The sequence below is a fragment of the Streptosporangium sp. OZ121 genome, assembly GCF_051918885.1.
Lineage (GTDB): Bacteria > Actinomycetota > Actinomycetes > Streptosporangiales > Streptosporangiaceae > Streptosporangium.
The window spans coordinates 23,620-38,027 of sequence record NZ_JBPXMC010000042.1 but is presented as its reverse complement, the minus strand read 5'-3'; the positions used below and the strand labels follow the sequence as shown (position 1 = coordinate 38,027).

14 protein-coding genes are annotated in these 14,408 nt (G+C 73.1%); 7 read left to right on the top strand and 7 right to left on the bottom strand.

Annotated elements, in window-relative coordinates; translation table 11 throughout:
- Positions 1-16 precede the first annotated feature (16 nt).
- From ACTOQ1_RS39785 to ACTOQ1_RS39775, 3 genes are all read right to left on the bottom strand, one after another.
- Positions 17-916, bottom strand: a complete 900-nt coding sequence (locus ACTOQ1_RS39785; protein ID WP_440073423.1) for a hypothetical protein — start codon at positions 914-916, stop codon at positions 17-19.
- 23 nt (positions 917-939) lie between these two features.
- A complete protein-coding gene (locus ACTOQ1_RS39780) occupies positions 940-1,461 on the bottom strand; it encodes a SigE family RNA polymerase sigma factor (protein ID WP_440073422.1) in 522 nt (173 codons plus the stop codon).
- 217 nt (positions 1,462-1,678) lie between these two features.
- Positions 1,679-3,280, bottom strand: a complete 1,602-nt coding sequence (locus tag ACTOQ1_RS39775; RefSeq protein ID WP_440073420.1) for a condensation domain-containing protein — start codon at positions 3,278-3,280, stop codon at positions 1,679-1,681.
- Positions 3,281-3,548: 268 nt separating this feature from the next.
- Here ACTOQ1_RS39775 and cseB point away from each other — a divergent pair, with 268 nt between their 5' ends.
- From cseB to ACTOQ1_RS39760, 3 genes are all read left to right on the top strand, one after another.
- Complete coding sequence (cseB, locus tag ACTOQ1_RS39770) at positions 3,549-4,271, top strand: two-component system response regulator CseB (RefSeq protein WP_440073419.1); 723 nt, start codon at positions 3,549-3,551, stop codon at positions 4,269-4,271.
- A gap of 1 nt (position 4,272) precedes the next feature.
- Positions 4,273-5,541 (top strand): sensor histidine kinase, encoded by a 1,269-nt coding sequence (locus tag ACTOQ1_RS39765; RefSeq protein WP_440073418.1) that lies wholly within the window; start codon positions 4,273-4,275, stop codon positions 5,539-5,541.
- A gap of 229 nt (positions 5,542-5,770) precedes the next feature.
- Positions 5,771-7,132 (top strand): acyltransferase family protein, encoded by a 1,362-nt coding sequence (locus ACTOQ1_RS39760; RefSeq protein WP_440073417.1) that lies wholly within the window; start codon positions 5,771-5,773, stop codon positions 7,130-7,132.
- On the opposite strand, the gene ACTOQ1_RS39755 is transcribed toward ACTOQ1_RS39760, so the two are convergent.
- Entirely contained in the window at positions 7,015-7,677 is a 663-nt protein-coding gene (locus tag ACTOQ1_RS39755) for a TetR/AcrR family transcriptional regulator (protein WP_440073416.1), read from the bottom strand. The two genes, ACTOQ1_RS39760 and ACTOQ1_RS39755, sit on opposite strands and share 118 nt — an antisense overlap.
- 199 nt (positions 7,678-7,876) lie before the next feature.
- On the opposite strand from ACTOQ1_RS39755, the gene ACTOQ1_RS39750 reads away from it, so the two are divergent.
- Positions 7,877-8,002: a hypothetical protein gene (locus tag ACTOQ1_RS39750; protein WP_440073414.1), complete on the top strand. Its 126-nt coding sequence runs from the start codon at positions 7,877-7,879 to the stop codon at positions 8,000-8,002.
- 1 nt (position 8,003) lies between these two features.
- A complete protein-coding gene (locus ACTOQ1_RS39745; protein WP_440073454.1) occupies positions 8,004-8,957 on the top strand; it encodes an NAD(P)-dependent alcohol dehydrogenase in 954 nt (317 codons plus the stop codon).
- A 71-nt stretch (positions 8,958-9,028) separates the two neighbouring features.
- Here the strand turns inward: ACTOQ1_RS39745 and ACTOQ1_RS39740 are convergent, their stop codons facing one another.
- The 3 genes from ACTOQ1_RS39740 to ACTOQ1_RS39730 all read right to left on the bottom strand — a co-directional run bounded on the left by ACTOQ1_RS39740 (position 9,029) and on the right by ACTOQ1_RS39730 (position 11,665).
- The gene (locus ACTOQ1_RS39740; RefSeq protein ID WP_440073413.1) at positions 9,029-9,424 is read right to left on the bottom strand and encodes a hypothetical protein; all 396 of its coding nucleotides are present in this window, start codon (positions 9,422-9,424) and stop codon (positions 9,029-9,031) included.
- Positions 9,425-9,538: 114 nt separating this feature from the next.
- The gene (locus ACTOQ1_RS39735) at positions 9,539-10,861 is read right to left on the bottom strand and encodes a hypothetical protein (RefSeq protein WP_440073411.1); all 1,323 of its coding nucleotides are present in this window, start codon (positions 10,859-10,861) and stop codon (positions 9,539-9,541) included.
- A gap of 93 nt (positions 10,862-10,954) precedes the next feature.
- Positions 10,955-11,665: a TetR/AcrR family transcriptional regulator gene (locus ACTOQ1_RS39730; protein ID WP_440073410.1), complete on the bottom strand. Its 711-nt coding sequence runs from the start codon at positions 11,663-11,665 to the stop codon at positions 10,955-10,957.
- A gap of 144 nt (positions 11,666-11,809) precedes the next feature.
- Here ACTOQ1_RS39730 and ACTOQ1_RS39725 point away from each other — a divergent pair, with 144 nt between their 5' ends.
- Positions 11,810-13,468 carry an ABC-F family ATP-binding cassette domain-containing protein gene (locus tag ACTOQ1_RS39725; protein ID WP_440073408.1) on the top strand — a complete coding sequence of 553 codons (1,659 nt, stop codon included), beginning with the start codon at positions 11,810-11,812 and terminating at the stop codon, positions 13,466-13,468.
- Positions 13,469-13,531: 63 nt separating this feature from the next.
- Positions 13,532-14,407 (top strand): hypothetical protein, encoded by an 876-nt coding sequence (locus ACTOQ1_RS39720; protein ID WP_440073406.1) that lies wholly within the window; start codon positions 13,532-13,534, stop codon positions 14,405-14,407.
- Position 14,408 lies beyond the last annotated feature (1 nt).

Below are 14,408 nucleotides of genomic sequence, written 5' to 3'. Positions count from 1 at the left end.
GATGCCGGACGGCCGGTCAGGGGTTCTTGACGATCGGCTCCTCGGCCGGCTTGTGGTCCGGCGCGCCCGCCGGTTCCTGGTCCGGCTTGACGATCGGCTCCTGGCCCACCTTGTGGTCCGGCTTGCCGGTCCGCTCCTGCTCCACCTGGTCGGCGGGCGGGGCCGTGACCGTCACCGGGGTGCCGAAGTCCCCGAAGTCCAGGACGTTTCGCTGGCCGGTGTCGCCGAAGACGACCTCCAGACGCCGGACCCGCCCCTGGTCGTCCACGCTCACGGCTCCGGTGATCTCCACCGGCCCGCCGGCGATCCCCTTGAAACCGGGCTCGCCCGCGTCCTCCAGCGAGAACGTGAACCTCTGGCCGGTCCAGCCCTGGCCGGAGGCGGAGCCGTCCTCACGGACCTCGGTGGCCGAACGGAGTCGTTGCAGGGCCGCCTGAGGGTCCAGCGGAGCGAGCTTGACCAGGGCGACGGCCTGCGGAGCGCTCCTCAGCTCCGCCTCGACGCGCGGAGAGACCGTCCACTTCCCCTCGCGCTGCTGCCGGACGTACATCAGGTCGCCGACGAACCGGGTTTCCGCCCCGTCCCCGGCCCTCGTGATGACACCCACGCGCTGGGCGGGGTCGAACGCCCCGTCGAACGTCTTGGCACCGCTGGTGCCGTGAATCCGGTAGCTCTCCCGGCTGGTGTTCTCGGCCGCGGCGGCCACCTGGGCCTGCGCCGAGGACTGGCCCACGGGCAGGAGCAGCGCGACCATCCCCACCGCCGCCGCGGCGGCCAGCGAGGCGATCGGGGCCAGGACCCGGGCCGGGCCGCGCCTCGGCGCCGCCGGTGCCGGCATCGCCGGCATGAGGTCGATGCCCGCCGGCCGATCCTCGGTGGCCCTGACGAGCAGTGCGCGCAGTTCCTTCTCGTTCATGAACGGCTCCTCGTGTCGGTGTCTCACCGGATCCCACTCCCCTCCGCCTCGGTTCGGTTGACCATCGTGTCCGGCGAGATCATCCGGCGCATCGCCCGCAGACCGCGATGCGTGTGGGTTTTGACCGTTCCCGTCGAGCAGCCCATCAGCTCGGCGACCTCCGTTTCCGACAGGTCCACGAAGAAGCGCAGTACCAGAGCGGTCCGCTGCCTGACCGGCAGCCTCGCCAGCGCGTTCCGGACGTCCTCGGCCACCGCCCGATCCTCCCCCGCGTCCCCGGGGCCGGGCAGATCGGGCAGTTCGGCGCGCGGGATCTCACGGCGCCATCGAGCACGCCACCAGGATCGATAGGTGTTGACCAGGATGCGGCGCAGATAGGCGTCCGGCTCGCTGCTGGTGTCCAGCCGATGCCACACCCGGTACAGCTTGCCGAGGCAGGACTGCACCAGGTCCTCGGCCGTGTGCCAGTCGCCGGTGAGCAGGACCGCCGTTCTCAGATGGTGGTCTCCCCGATGTCGCACGAAGTCCACGAAATCCGCGTCCACCCGGTCTCCTCTCGTCGGTGAAAGCCACCCCTGACACTCCCTGAGCCACGCCCCGGGTTGACCGGAAGGTCATGAAGTATCCAGAGATTTCCGCTAGGCGCGGCAATCACCCCGAGCAAGCGGCCCGGCGAACGGCGGCATCGCTCCCCCGGCGACGCGAAACCGCCCCGGCGGGACGGTTTCGCCTTCGCCCTTCAGGCTCGGAAGGGCCCTCGGTTCACCCGCCGGTCGTCCCTGCCACGACGGGTGCGGACGCGTCCGGCGCCTTCGCCGGGTCCTCGGCGGCATCGGCTCGGGAACGTTCCCGGCCGGGGGGACGCTCGACCGGGGTGATGCCGCACAGGCCGGCGACGGTGTCGAGGGGGACGTCGGCGGCGACCGCGCGGACCAGCAGGGTCTCCATCCCGCGCAGCAGCGCGTACACCGTGGTCCGGGGCAGGTAGGCGGTGTCGGCCAGCAGGTGGAGCTCGCAGGCGTCCCTGGCCTGGCCGGTGATGAACTGGACCGTGGTGGCGTCCACGTGCTCCCAGGAGCCGGCCGGGGAGAAGGTGGTCCGCGCGGTGAGGGCGGCGATCGCGGCGGGATCTCCCGGCGGCTCCACCGCGGGCAGGTCGGGCCAGTCACCGCCGCCCCGCGTGTCGTTGAAGTAGGCCGACAGGTCGATGGGCCCGCCCCGTTCGCGGCCGAGCTCCTCGCGCATCGCCATCAGCCTCAGCGGTTCGTAGAGCGCGTGGCGGTAGGCGGTCAGTGCCTGGCGGTGCCCGGTCCGGGTGGCCTCGGCCAACGTCCCCCCGGGCGGCAGATCCAGCGTGAAGATCCCGTCCTGGGCGGCCGGGCCCACCAGCACACCGATCCGCGGATCATGCCGGTTGGCCGCGATGAGCTGCATCACCACCCGGCGATGCCCGGTCAGCGCCGACAGCAGCACCGCGCTCGCCGTGGTCAGCACACTGGCCGAGCTCACCCGCCGGCGCGCCGCCAGCACCTCCGCGGCCACCCCCAGCGCCACCGACTCCATCCGCACCCGGATGAACCGCGGCTCCTCCGCCACCACCGGCGGATAGTCGAACATCGAGCGAGGCGCCTCCTCCAGCACCGCCCGCCAGTGCCGGAACGCCCGCTCCCCCCGCTCGGCCCCCGCCCCCTCCCGCTCGAAAAGCGCCTGGTCCATCGGCTGCCACCCCGGATCGGGCCCCTCGGTCCCGGCCAGCAGCGCACGCCAATCGGCCGCCAGCAGATCCAGCGCGCCCCCGTCGGCCGCCAGGTGCGACACCCCGAACGCCACCGCCCGAGGCCGCCCCTCCACCGTCACCACCGCGCATCGCACCGGCAGCTCACCCGCGTAGTCGAACACCTCCGCCGCCAAACCGCCGGCCACCTCCCTGGCCACCGCCATCGGCCTGGCGTCCCCGCCCTCGACCACCTCGACCACCAGCCGCCCCGAACGCGCCACCTGCTGCACCACGCCATCGGCACCCGGCCGGAAATTCGTCCGCAACGTCTCGTGCCGCTCGAACAACCGCCGCACCGCCCCCAGCACCACATCAAGATCACGCCTGCCGTACACCGGCAACGTCCAGGGCATGTTGAAATAGGGATCATCACCACCCCGCCACGTGGTCAGCCGCCAGATCGACGCCTGACCCCAGGTCAACGGAGCCACCCCACCCCGCGCACCGGCGAACTCCACGACGACCGCACGCCGCGGCAGCCCGGCCACCGCCACATCCGGCCCGGACGGCGGCCGTACCCGTGCCTCCGGGGCCGGATCGTCGATTCCCGCCCGGGCCGGTTCGAGATCGGATCGCGGAGAAATCACGCCGTCGGAATCCACGCCACAAGGCTGATCTTCCCGAACCATGGTGTCAACAGGTGTTCCGGCAGCTGGACCGCCGTTTCGCCCCTGCGGGATCCCGGTCTTCGCGCGGGCCCGAGGACGCCCGGCCATCCGGTACGAGAAGCGATCGATCCGTCCCGCACGGTGTTCCCGCGACCGGCGCGAGAGGCGATCGATCCGTCCCGCGCGGCGCCGCCGTGAAGAGAGATTATGGTGTCCTAGGTGAGCCATCCGCCATATTTGGGGAGATATGTCCGATTTTAGGGTCGACAGCGCCCCGGCGACTCCTGTCACCGTGCTGCTCGTCGAGGACGACGCGGTGATCCGCAAGACGGTCTCGATGGCGCTGGAGCGCTACGGCTACGAGGTGTCCGTGGCCGGCGACGGCCTGACCGGCCTGGAACTCTTCCGGGACGGGCGGCACGATCTCCTGCTGCTGGATGTGATGCTGCCGAGCCTGGACGGCATCGGGCTGTGCCGCAGGGTCAGGGAGTCCAGCACGGTCCCGATCCTGATGATGTCCGCGCGGGGTGACGCGCTGGATGTGGTGTCGGGCCTGGAGGCCGGGGCCGATGACTACGTCGTCAAGCCGGTCGACACGTCCGTGCTGGTGGCCAGGATCCGCTCGCTGCTGCGCCGGGCCACCTTCGCCCCGGCTCCCGGGCACGCGCCGGAGCCCGTCTCCGGCGGTGACCTGGTCTTCGGCGATCTGACCATCGACACCGGCGGCCTGGAGGTGCTCCTGGCCGGTGAGCCGGTCACGCTGGCCCCCACCGAGCTGCGGCTGCTGCTGGAGTTCGCGGCACATCCGGGAATCGTGCTGGACCGGCACACGCTGTTGCGCGACGTCTGGGACTACGGGTGGGACGGTGACAGCCGCGTGGTCGACCTGTGCGTGCAGCGGCTGCGCAAGAAGATCGGCGCCGATCGGATCGAGACGGTCCGCGGGTTCGGCTACAAGCTGCGGCGCTGAGATGGGACACGCCGTCGCCCGGCCGGCACGCGGGCTGCCGAGCTGGAGGTCGCTGCGCTGGAAGATCGCCGCGCTGGTGACCGTGGCCTCCTGCGCGGTGGCGCTGGCCGTCGGGATCCTGGTGCATCGGAGCACCCTCGATCGTTCCATGACCATGGGCAGGGGTCAGGCCCTGACCGCCCTGGTGTCCGCGGTGGACGACCACCGGCGCCCTGGCGGCGCCTGGACCGGCGAATCCGACCCGGAGCGCATCCCGCCCATGCTGCTCCAGCAGGTCAGGAGCACCGGGCAGGCCGGCACCTGGTACGACGACCGTAATCCGGACATCCCCTGGATGTGGGCGGCCGAGCCCGTCGGCGACCAGGTGGTGGCCGTACAGATCGACATGGGCGTCGAGCTGCGCAGCCGGCAGGCGCTCGACCGGCACATCGTGATGGCCGCGCTGGCCACGCTCGGGGTCGTCGTACCCTCCGCGGCGCTGGCCGCCGAGCTGCCCAGCCGGCGGCTGAGGCGGGTGGCCAGGACCGCGCGGCGTATCGCGGACGGCGACCTCAACGCCCGGACCGCGGAGGGCGGCCGGGGCGGTGACGAGATCACCGAGATCTCGGCCACCGTCGACTCGATGGCGGACAGCCTGCGGGAGCGGCTGCTGAGCGAGCAGCGCTTCACCGCCGACGTCGCCCACGAGCTGCGCACCCCGCTGATGGGCCTGGTCACCTCCGCCGAGTTGCTGCCGGAGGGTGAGGTCACCGACCTGGTCAGGGACCGGGTGCGGGTGCTGCGGGCCCTGGTGGAGGACCTGCTGGAGATATCCCGCCTCGACGCGGGCGCCGAACACGCCGATCCCAGGCCCGTGGCGCTGGGCGACGTCGTCGAGGACTGCCTGGCCAGGACCGGGCTCCAGGCGCGGCTCACGGTCACCGGGGCCGCCGGGAACACGGAGGCCGAGACCGACCCGCGCCGCCTCGACCGGATCCTCGCCAACCTCGTCGCCAACGCCCACCGCCACGGCCGCGCACCGGTCGAGGTCACCGTGGACGGCACGACGATCGTCGTGCGCGACCACGGCCCCGGATTCCCCGGCGTCCTCCTGGCGGAGGGGCCGCAGCGCTTTCGCACCGGCACGGCCGAACGCGGTCGCGGCCACGGCCTGGGACTCACCATCGCCCTGGGCCAGGCTCAGGTGATCGGCGCCACCCTCACCCTGGCCAACGCCGCGGACGGCGGCGCGGTCGCCACGCTCCGCCTTCGAGACCTCGAAGGCTCCTGAGGTCTCCGCGTTCTCTGCGGCCTCCACGGCTTCCGAGGAGACGCGCGGCCTCCGGGCCGATACACACCCGATGCACAGCTGAGCGACCCCGGATACGCGGTCCCGGCGGCGTGGACATCCGCACCGCCCAGGGTGGCCGGTGCGCGCGACCGTCGCGCGCCCGCCCCCTGGAGGTGCCCGCCCCATGCGCTCTGCCCGTACCCGCGGTGTCCCGGAAGAAGCCGGCGGTGTGCCGCGACAAGAGCGGCCGCACCCGGATGAGCCGGCCTCGGCGCACCGTGCCGGCGGATCGCACGGCGGGCGGCCGCCCGCCGACGCGCCGGAGCCGCTCACCGGCGCCGCGGACCCGGGCAGGACCCCGCGGCAGCCGGGGTCCGCGGGCGGCGAGGGTCCGGAGCGCGCGCGCTGGGCCGACGTGGCCAAGGGCGTGTGCATCCTGCTCGTGGTGCTCTGGCACGTCGTCGTGAAGCACTACCTGCGGATCGACTGGGGGGTGTCGCCGCCGATCCCGGGGGCCTGGGGCGCCCTGACCGAGCAGCTGCTGCCGCTGCGCATGCCGCTCTTCTTCACCATCTCCGGCATGTTCGCCGTCGGCGCGGTGACCCGGCCGTGGCGGGTCGTACGCCGCTCGAAGGTGGGCCGGTTCCTCTACCTCTACGCGGTGTGGCTACTGATCCACACCGCGGTCCTGGCGCTCGTGCCGTCCTTCGACACCGCCCGCGCCGACGACGTCGCCGATCTGCTGGCCCAGCTGACGATCACGCCGTCCAACCTGTGGTACCTCTACGCGCTCGCCCTGTACTTCGCCCTGGCCAAAGCCGCGCGCCGCGTCCCGGTCGTCCTGGTGCTGGGGGGAGCGCTGGTGCTGTCGGCCGTGGCGTCGGCCGGGCTGCTGGAGACGCCGGGCAACCGCGGCGGCCTGTACCAGAACCTCGTCTTCTTCCTCGCCGGGCTGTACCTCCGGCCGTTCGTCGAGCGGCTGGCCGCCACCGCGGGCTGGGGGCGCCTGGCCCTGACCGGCGCCTGCTACGCCGGGGGCCTGGCGGCGGTCGCGATGACCGGCGCCCGGGCCTGGCCCGGCGTCTGGCCGGTGGTCTGCGCCGTCGCGACGGCCTTCGGCGTGACGGCCGCGGCACTGCTCGGCCGCCGCGCCACGCTCGGGAACGCGCTGGCGAGGCTGGGGCGCCGTACCCTGCCCGTCTACGTCATCCACATGCCCCTGCTCGCGCTGCTGCACCTGGTCCTCGTGCCGCCGCTGTCGACCGGCATGGACGGCGGGCTGCGGATCGTGCTCGCCGTCGTCGAACCGGTCGTCCTGACCGCCCTCGTGGTGTGGCTGTGCCTGGCCTTGCACCGGTTGCTGCTGAAGCTGCGCGCCACCTGGCTGTTCGATCTCCCCCGCCGCGGCTCGCGGGGCCGCCGGACGGGCGCCGGACAGCCGGCGAAGCACCGGCTCCTCTGGAGGAGCGCCGGCTATCCGGCGGAGCGGGCCGGCGAAAGGCCGTACATGTGGCGCAGCCCGAACGGGGGCGCCGGCGGCAGGGGATCGGCCCTGCCGGGAGGATCGGCCTGGAAGGACCGGAGCAGGTAGGCGACGAGCCTGCGCGATGCCATGAGCGCCTCCTCGGCGGATTCGGCGACGATGCCGCTGTTGGCCATGAGCAGCAGCACGAGGTCCGCCGGCTCGAAGTCGGCGCGCAGCCGTCCGGCGTCCTTGGCCCGCCGTGTCAGCTCGGCGAAGCCCCGCTCGGCGCGGACGCGTTCCCGCTCGTGGTCGACCGCGTCGGGAAAAGCCGTCAGGAACGCCGCGGTGAATCCCCGGTCGGCGGCCTGCATGGCGCACACCTTCTCGATGACCGTACAGAACCCGTGCCACGGGTCGGGATCGGCGAGGGCCTCGTCGACGACCGACACGCACGCCTCCATCTGGTCGGCGAACACCTCGGTGATCAGCGACTCCCGGGTGGGAAAGCGCCGGTAGAGCGTGGCCACCCCGACACCGGCCCGGCGGGCGATGGCGGCCATCGGCACGCCGAGCCCGAGCGTGGCGAACGCCTCGCGGGCGGCCTCGAGGATGCGGTTGCGGTTGTGCAGCGCGTCCACGCGGAGCCCGGACGTGTCCGCGGGACGCGGCATCCGAGAGGAATGGATAGACATGTTTCTCACATTATCTCAAATGGAGCACCCTTTCCGTTTAGCCGGTTAGCCTGGCGATACGTGGAAATCGCCGCCCACTTTTCCCAGGTGTGCGGAGTTCGTCCTGGGTTGGTGACGGCCGTCGCGGCCGCGGGAACACGACGGTGGGCACGGCCCGCACCCTCGTCCGATCAGCGAGGTGCCCGGGCGCGATGACCCCTGCCCGCATGCCCTCGCGACGCGCCGCCAGGACCCGGCCGACATCACGACCATGCGCAAGCCCGGCGACCGGCCGGACAGATTGGACGACGAGGACAGTGACTGAGATGCGCGCGGCCCGGTACGACAGGTACGGACCGCCGGAAGTGCTGTACGAGGGCACGTTGCCCAAACCGGTCGCGGGGCCGGGTGAGGTTCTGGTGCGCGTGCACGCCGCCGGCGTGAACGGGGGCGAGCTCCTGGGCAGGGCGGGGAAGATACGCCTGGTCACGGGGCGGGGCTTCCCGAAGGGCACGGGAATCGACTTCGCCGGCGAGGTCGCCGTCCTGGGCTCCCCCATGTCCGGCCTCAGGGTGGGCGACCGGGTGTGGGGGACGCTGCCCCGGGCGTCCTTCGGAAGCGCCGCCGAGTTCGTGGCCGTCCGCCCCCGGCAGCTCGCCCTCGCCCCGGCGGGGCTCGACCCGGCCCAGGCCGTGTCCCTGCTCGCCGGAGGCACGACGTCGATCACCGCCCTGCGCGACAAGGCCCGCCTCAGGGCGGGCGAACGGCTGCTCGTGCGGGGCGCGAGCGGCGGGGTCGGCAGCGTCGCCGTCCAGCTCGGGCGGGCGTACGGCGCCCACGTGACCGCGCTCGCCGGGGCCGGGAACCTCGACTTCGTACGGGACCTCGGCGCCCACGAGGTCTTCGACTACGCGACCACCGGACCGGCCGACCTCGGCCCCTTCGACGTCGTTCTCGACACCGCGATCGGCACCGAGCTCGGCGCCTTCCGCCGGCTCCTGGCACCGGGAGGACGGATGGTGACGATCACCTTCGACTCCCGGCACATCCTCTCGTCCCTGTCGTACATCCTCGCGTCCACCGTGTTCGGTTCGCGGCGCGTGCGGTTCTTCAGTGGAAACCCCACCCACCGGCTCTTCGCCGACCTGACCCGGCTGGTGGAGGGCGGGGCCCTGCGGCCGGTCGTCGACACGATCCATCCCCTCGCCGACATCGCCGAGGCCCACCGGGCACTGGAGGCCGGCGGCGTACGCGGCAAACACGTCATCCGCATCGGGTGAGCGGAAAGGCCCCGCCGCCGGTGCCGGGCGCGGCGGGGACCTTCGACGGCGGGACCTCCGACGACGCGCGGTCAGGCGCGGCGCAACCCGACGTACTGGAGTTCGGCGAAGGCGCCGACCAGGAGAGCCTGGGCGAGAACGAAGGCGACGCCCAGCGGGTTGGGATCCACCCAGCCGGTGAACAGCAGCAGGACGCTGTCCACGGCCCACAGCGCGTTGACGGCGATCAGTGCCCAGACGCCTCCCCTGGGCGGCACCGGACGGCCGGCGAGATAGGCGACGAACGCGGTGAACGGCAGCAGCCCGATCCCGGCCCAGCGAAGCAGCGGCTCGGGCAGGGCGAGCAGATCGGCCAGCGGCGCCGCCGCGACGGCCAGGCCGAGCGCGAACCCTCCGGTGAGGAGGGCGTCCGTCCACAGCACGCGGGTGAGCAGAGGGGTACGGGAGGTGAGGGTGGTCGTGCTCATCGATGTCTCCTTCGCCGAGGGCGCGGGCTTCCGGCTTCGCGGAAGGCGTCGGGGCTTCCGACACGCTCAGCACACCGCCTCACCCGCTGCCATCTGCAGACATGGCACTGCCATTCACTGCCAGTTCTCCCGGCGAAGATCATCCGCGACGAGTTTGGCCGCCGCGTTCTGCCAGTTGTAGAGCGTGCGTTCGGGAACATCGCGGACGAACCAGTCGAACGCCTGCCGCTCGGCCGCGGCGAGCCCGCCGCGGCCGGCCCCGCGCCGGTAGGGACGCAGCCCCCGGACGTATGGGAAGTACAGGACGTTGTAGAACCGCCACTCCTCGCTGGTGCCGAACTCCCCTTCGCGGGGCTTGAGCCGCTGGATGCTCTCCAGCAGCAGGTGCTTCAGCTCGGCGGCCCGCTCCAGCGGGCTGTCACCGGCGACCCGCGCCCCGATCACCGGCAGGTTCGCGAGCGGGCTGCTGGCGAGCTTGCCCAGATCCCCGTAATTGGCCAGGGCGCGCCGCGTCAGCCGTACGAACTCGGCCTCGTCCGGCGGCGGCGGACCCTGCTCGCGACGCGGCAGCGCCTCGGACGTCTCGCGCAGCTCGGCCCGCTCGCGGCGGATCCGCGGATCACCGGGAAAGGCGATCCTGTCCAGCGCCCGGTGCACCGGACCGGCCAGCGTCTGTACGGCGACGGCCACCGCGATCACCCCGAACAGCAGCGCCGAGAGGGCGGGAGCGGGCCCGCCGAGCGCGACGGCCAGCGCGACCTGGCCGCCGGACGCGACGGCCACGACCGCCGCCCCCAGCAGGGACCGCAGCATGTCGCGCCAGAGCGCCTCGCCCGCCTGGAACGCGCTGGACATCGCGATGGCCACGCCTAGCAGGACCATGTCCACGTCGACGGCGATGACGGAGAGCAGGCCGGGCGGGCCGAACAGCGGGAACATGAGCAGCGCGGCCCCCAGCCCGAAGAACAGCGTGGCGACCGCCGCCAGCCACCCGGCCCGCGGCGGCCTGGCCCGCACGAGCAGCACCAGCACCCCGGCCAGCGGTCCCAGCAGCAACACCCCGATCACCACCCGCGCCGCGAGGTTCTCCCCCGGCCCCGGGCCGGACGCCGCCAGCCACGCGAACGCCACGAGCGTGAGCGGGACGAGCCCCCTGGACCAGGCCCGGTCCAGCCGCTCGCCGCGGGGAACGAGGGTCAGCACGGCCCCCGTCCACAGCAGCGCCGGCAGGTGGACCAGCATGAGCTCGACCGCGCCCAGCACCTCCGCCGCGGGCCCCGGTACGGCGGTGAGCACCTGGGCGATCGCGAGCGCGGCACCGTAGGCCAGCAACCCCAGACCGGCCCGCCGCGGCCCGCGCTCCCGGGGATCCCGCGCGATCACGTAACACCCGAGCCACCAGGTGAGCCCGAACACGGCCGCGACAGCGAAGAGCATCCCGCCCCCTTTCCGGCCGCGAGCGTACCGGCCGCGCGTTCCGGCCCTGTCACCAGGTGAACGGGAATCCGCGCGGGGTCGCTGACGCCCGTCTCAGCGGATCCGCGACTCGATGCCGTCCAGCAGGTAGTCCAGCCCGGTGGTGAACACCGGGTCCCAGTCGTTGCCGATCGGGGACCCGTGCGCGGCGAGAGTCGGATACAGCTCGCTGCGCGTCAGCACGTGCAGGTCGGCGGCCCGCTTCCACTCTGCCTCGCCGTACCCGGCCCCGGCGACCTGCATCGTCGCGGAACCGATGACGTAGTTGGCCAGGGCGTACGCGGCGGCGGTCAGACGCGGGCCGGTGAGACCGGCCCCCGCCAGCACGGCGTGCAGGTGTTCGGTGCGGGCCAGGACGTTGGGGCCCAGCAGGGGGCGGTCCAGCACCCTCACCGACCACGGGTGGCGCAGCATGGTGGCGCGCCACTCGGCGATCAGAGCGGTGACGTCGTCGCGCCACGCGCCCTGTGGCCCCGGCGGGACGGGCACCTCGCCGAACACGGCGTCGAGCGCGAGGTCCAGCACGTCGTCCTTGGTCTCGACGTGCAGGTAGAGCGTGGTGGCGGCGGTCCCCAGCCGCTCGGCGAGCCGGCGCATGGTCAGCCGGTCGGCCCCCTCCTCGTCCAGCAGTTCCACGGCCGCCGCCACGATCCGCCCGAGGGTGACCACCGGCTCGGCCCGGCCCGCGCGCGGGGGGCGCAGCCACACCCCCGGCGCCGCCTCACCGCTCTGGCGCCGCGTTCTCCTGCCCGGCGTAGCGCTCACGCTTCTCCGATCCCCGCCTCGTCCACTCCGGAGATCTTAATGGCTTGAGAAGCGGGGTAATCAATGTTCATAGTGTATGACCAATGTTCTAACTGCGGTTTCTCTCCATCACGAGGAGACCGCCGCCTTCGAGGAGACGCGACCGTGGGACATGTCGAGGCCGACGAGCTGACCTACGTGCTGCCGGACGGGCGGCTGCTGCTCAACGAGGTGTCCTTCCGCGTCGGCGACGGCGTCACCGCGGCACTGGTCGGTCCCAACGGCGCGGGCAAGACCACCCTGATACGGCTGATCGCCGGCGACCTCTCCCCCTCCGCCGGGCGGATCACCGCGTCCGGCGGGCTCGGCGTGATGCGCCAGTTCATCGGCGGCCTCCGCGGCGGCCTGACGGTAGGCGAGCTGCTGCTGGCGGTGGCCCCGGAACGCGTGCGCGCCGCGACCGCCGAGCTGGGGCGGGCCGAGCGCGCGCTGGCGGAACGCGACCTGGAGGAGACCCAGCTCGCCTACGCCTGCGCCCTCGGCGACTACGCCGACGCCGGCGGCTACGACATCGAGGTCACCTGGAGCGCCTGCACCACCTCGGCCATGGGCGCCGGCTACGAACAGGTGGCGGGCCGCGACGTCGGCACGCTGTCGGGCGGCGAGCAGAAAAGGCTCGCGCTTGAGGCGCTCCTGCGCGGCCCCGACCAGGTCCTGCTGCTCGACGAGCCCGACAACTACCTGGACGTCTCCGGCAAGCAGTGGCTGGAGGAGCAGCTGGGGGCCACCCGGAAGACCGTCCTGCTCGTCTCCCACGACCGCCGGCTGATCGCCAACACGGCCACCCGCGTCATCACCGTGGAGTCACGCGGGGTGTGGACCCACGGCGGGAGCTTCGCCACCTACGCCCAGGCCCGCCTCGACCGCAACGAGCGCCTGCACGAGCGCCGCCGCCGCTGGGACGAGGAGCACGCCCGCCTCAGGAAACTGGTCCACACCCTGCGCCAGAAGGCGACCAACAACGACTCCGTCGCCTCCGCCTACCGGGCCGCCCAGACCCGGCTGGGCAGGTTCGAGGAGGCGGGCCCGCCCGAGAGCGCGCCCAGGGAGCAGAACGTCCGGATGCGCCTGAGCGGCGGCCGTACCGGCAAGCGCGCGCTCACCTGCACCCGCCTGGAGCTGACCGGCCTGACGGAGCCGTTCGACGTCGAGATCCACTACGGGGAGCGGGTGGCGATCCTCGGCCCGAACGGCTCCGGCAAGTCCCACTTCCTGCGGCTGCTGGCCGAAACGGGGAGCGGCGCGCTCCCCCGGGTGCCGGCGTCGCCCGCCCCGGCACCCCCGCCGGTACGTCACCGGGGCACCGTGGAGCTCGGGGCCAGGGTCGTGCCCGGCCACTTCGTCCAGACGCACGCCCGGCCCGACCTCGCCGGGCGGACTCCCGCCGGCATCGTCACGGCCGCCGGGTCGCTGACGCTCAACGACGCCATGGCCGCCCTCGCCCGCTACGAGCTCGCCCCCGCCGGCCGGCAGCCCTTCGAGACCCTCTCCGGCGGCCAGCAGGCACGCCTGCAGATCCTGCTGCTCGAACTGTCGGGAGCCACCCTGCTGCTGCTCGACGAGCCGACCGACAACCTCGACCTGGCCGGCGCGCAGGCACTCCAGGACGGCCTCGCCTCCTTCTCCGGCACCGTCCTCGCCGTCACCCACGACCGGTGGTTCGCCGACGACTTCGACCGGTTCCTGATCTTCGGCGCCGGCGGGGAGGTCCAGGAGTCCGCCGAGCCCCTCTGGCGGCCGGACCGGACCCGCCGCGCGCGGTGACGGACCGGCGGCGTCCGATTCCTGCAAGACGACCGGGCCGGTCACCCGGCAGCATGGGACACCATGAGTGACAGCATCCTCGACAGCGCTCGGGCCTTCATCCTCCGCGAGGGGCGCCTGCTCGAACGCCGCCTGTTCGCCACCCTTTTCCAGGGGGCGCCCGCCACCGGGGTGGCGGACGCCCTGCGCGGCTACCGGAACGCCGACGGCGGCTTCGGCCACGGTCTCGAACCCGACAAGCGCTGCCCCGACAGCCTGCCCATCGACGTGGAGACCGCGTTCCAGACACTGCTGGCGGCCGGGATGCCGGCGACCGGCCCGCTGGTGCCGGAGGCGTGCGACTGGCTGGCGACGGTCGCCGCGCCCGACGGGGCGGTGTCCCTGTCCCTGCCGGTCATGGAGGCCTATCCGAGGGCCGTGCACTGGTCGGAGTGGACCTACGCGCCGGGGCTGAACCCCACCGCCGGGCTGGCCGGGCTGCTGCACCGGATGGGCGTGGAGCATCCGTGGCTCACCCGGGCCACCGACTGGTGCTGGTCGGCGCTGGAGAAGGGCTTCCCCGAGGACGCGCACGCCATGTCCGAGACGCTCGTCTTCCTCGAACACGTCCCGGATCGCGATCGGGCCGAACGCCTCGCCGAGCGGGTGCCCGAGTGGCTTCCCGAGCTGAAGTGGTACCGGAGCGATCCCGCGGACCCGGAGTACGGGGTCACCCCCCTGCACCTCGCCCCCCACCCCGGCAGCCGCTGGCGCCGGCTGTTCACCGACGAGGTGATCGAGGGCCACCTCGACCGGCTGGCGGCCGACCAGCAGCCCGACGGAGGGTGGGCCATCACCTGGGAGCCTCCCGGCGCGGCCGCCACCCTGGAGTACCGGGGGGTCGAGACCCTGCGGGCCCTCCAGGTGCTCAGCGCCTACCGGAGGGTGCCGTCGAGCTGAC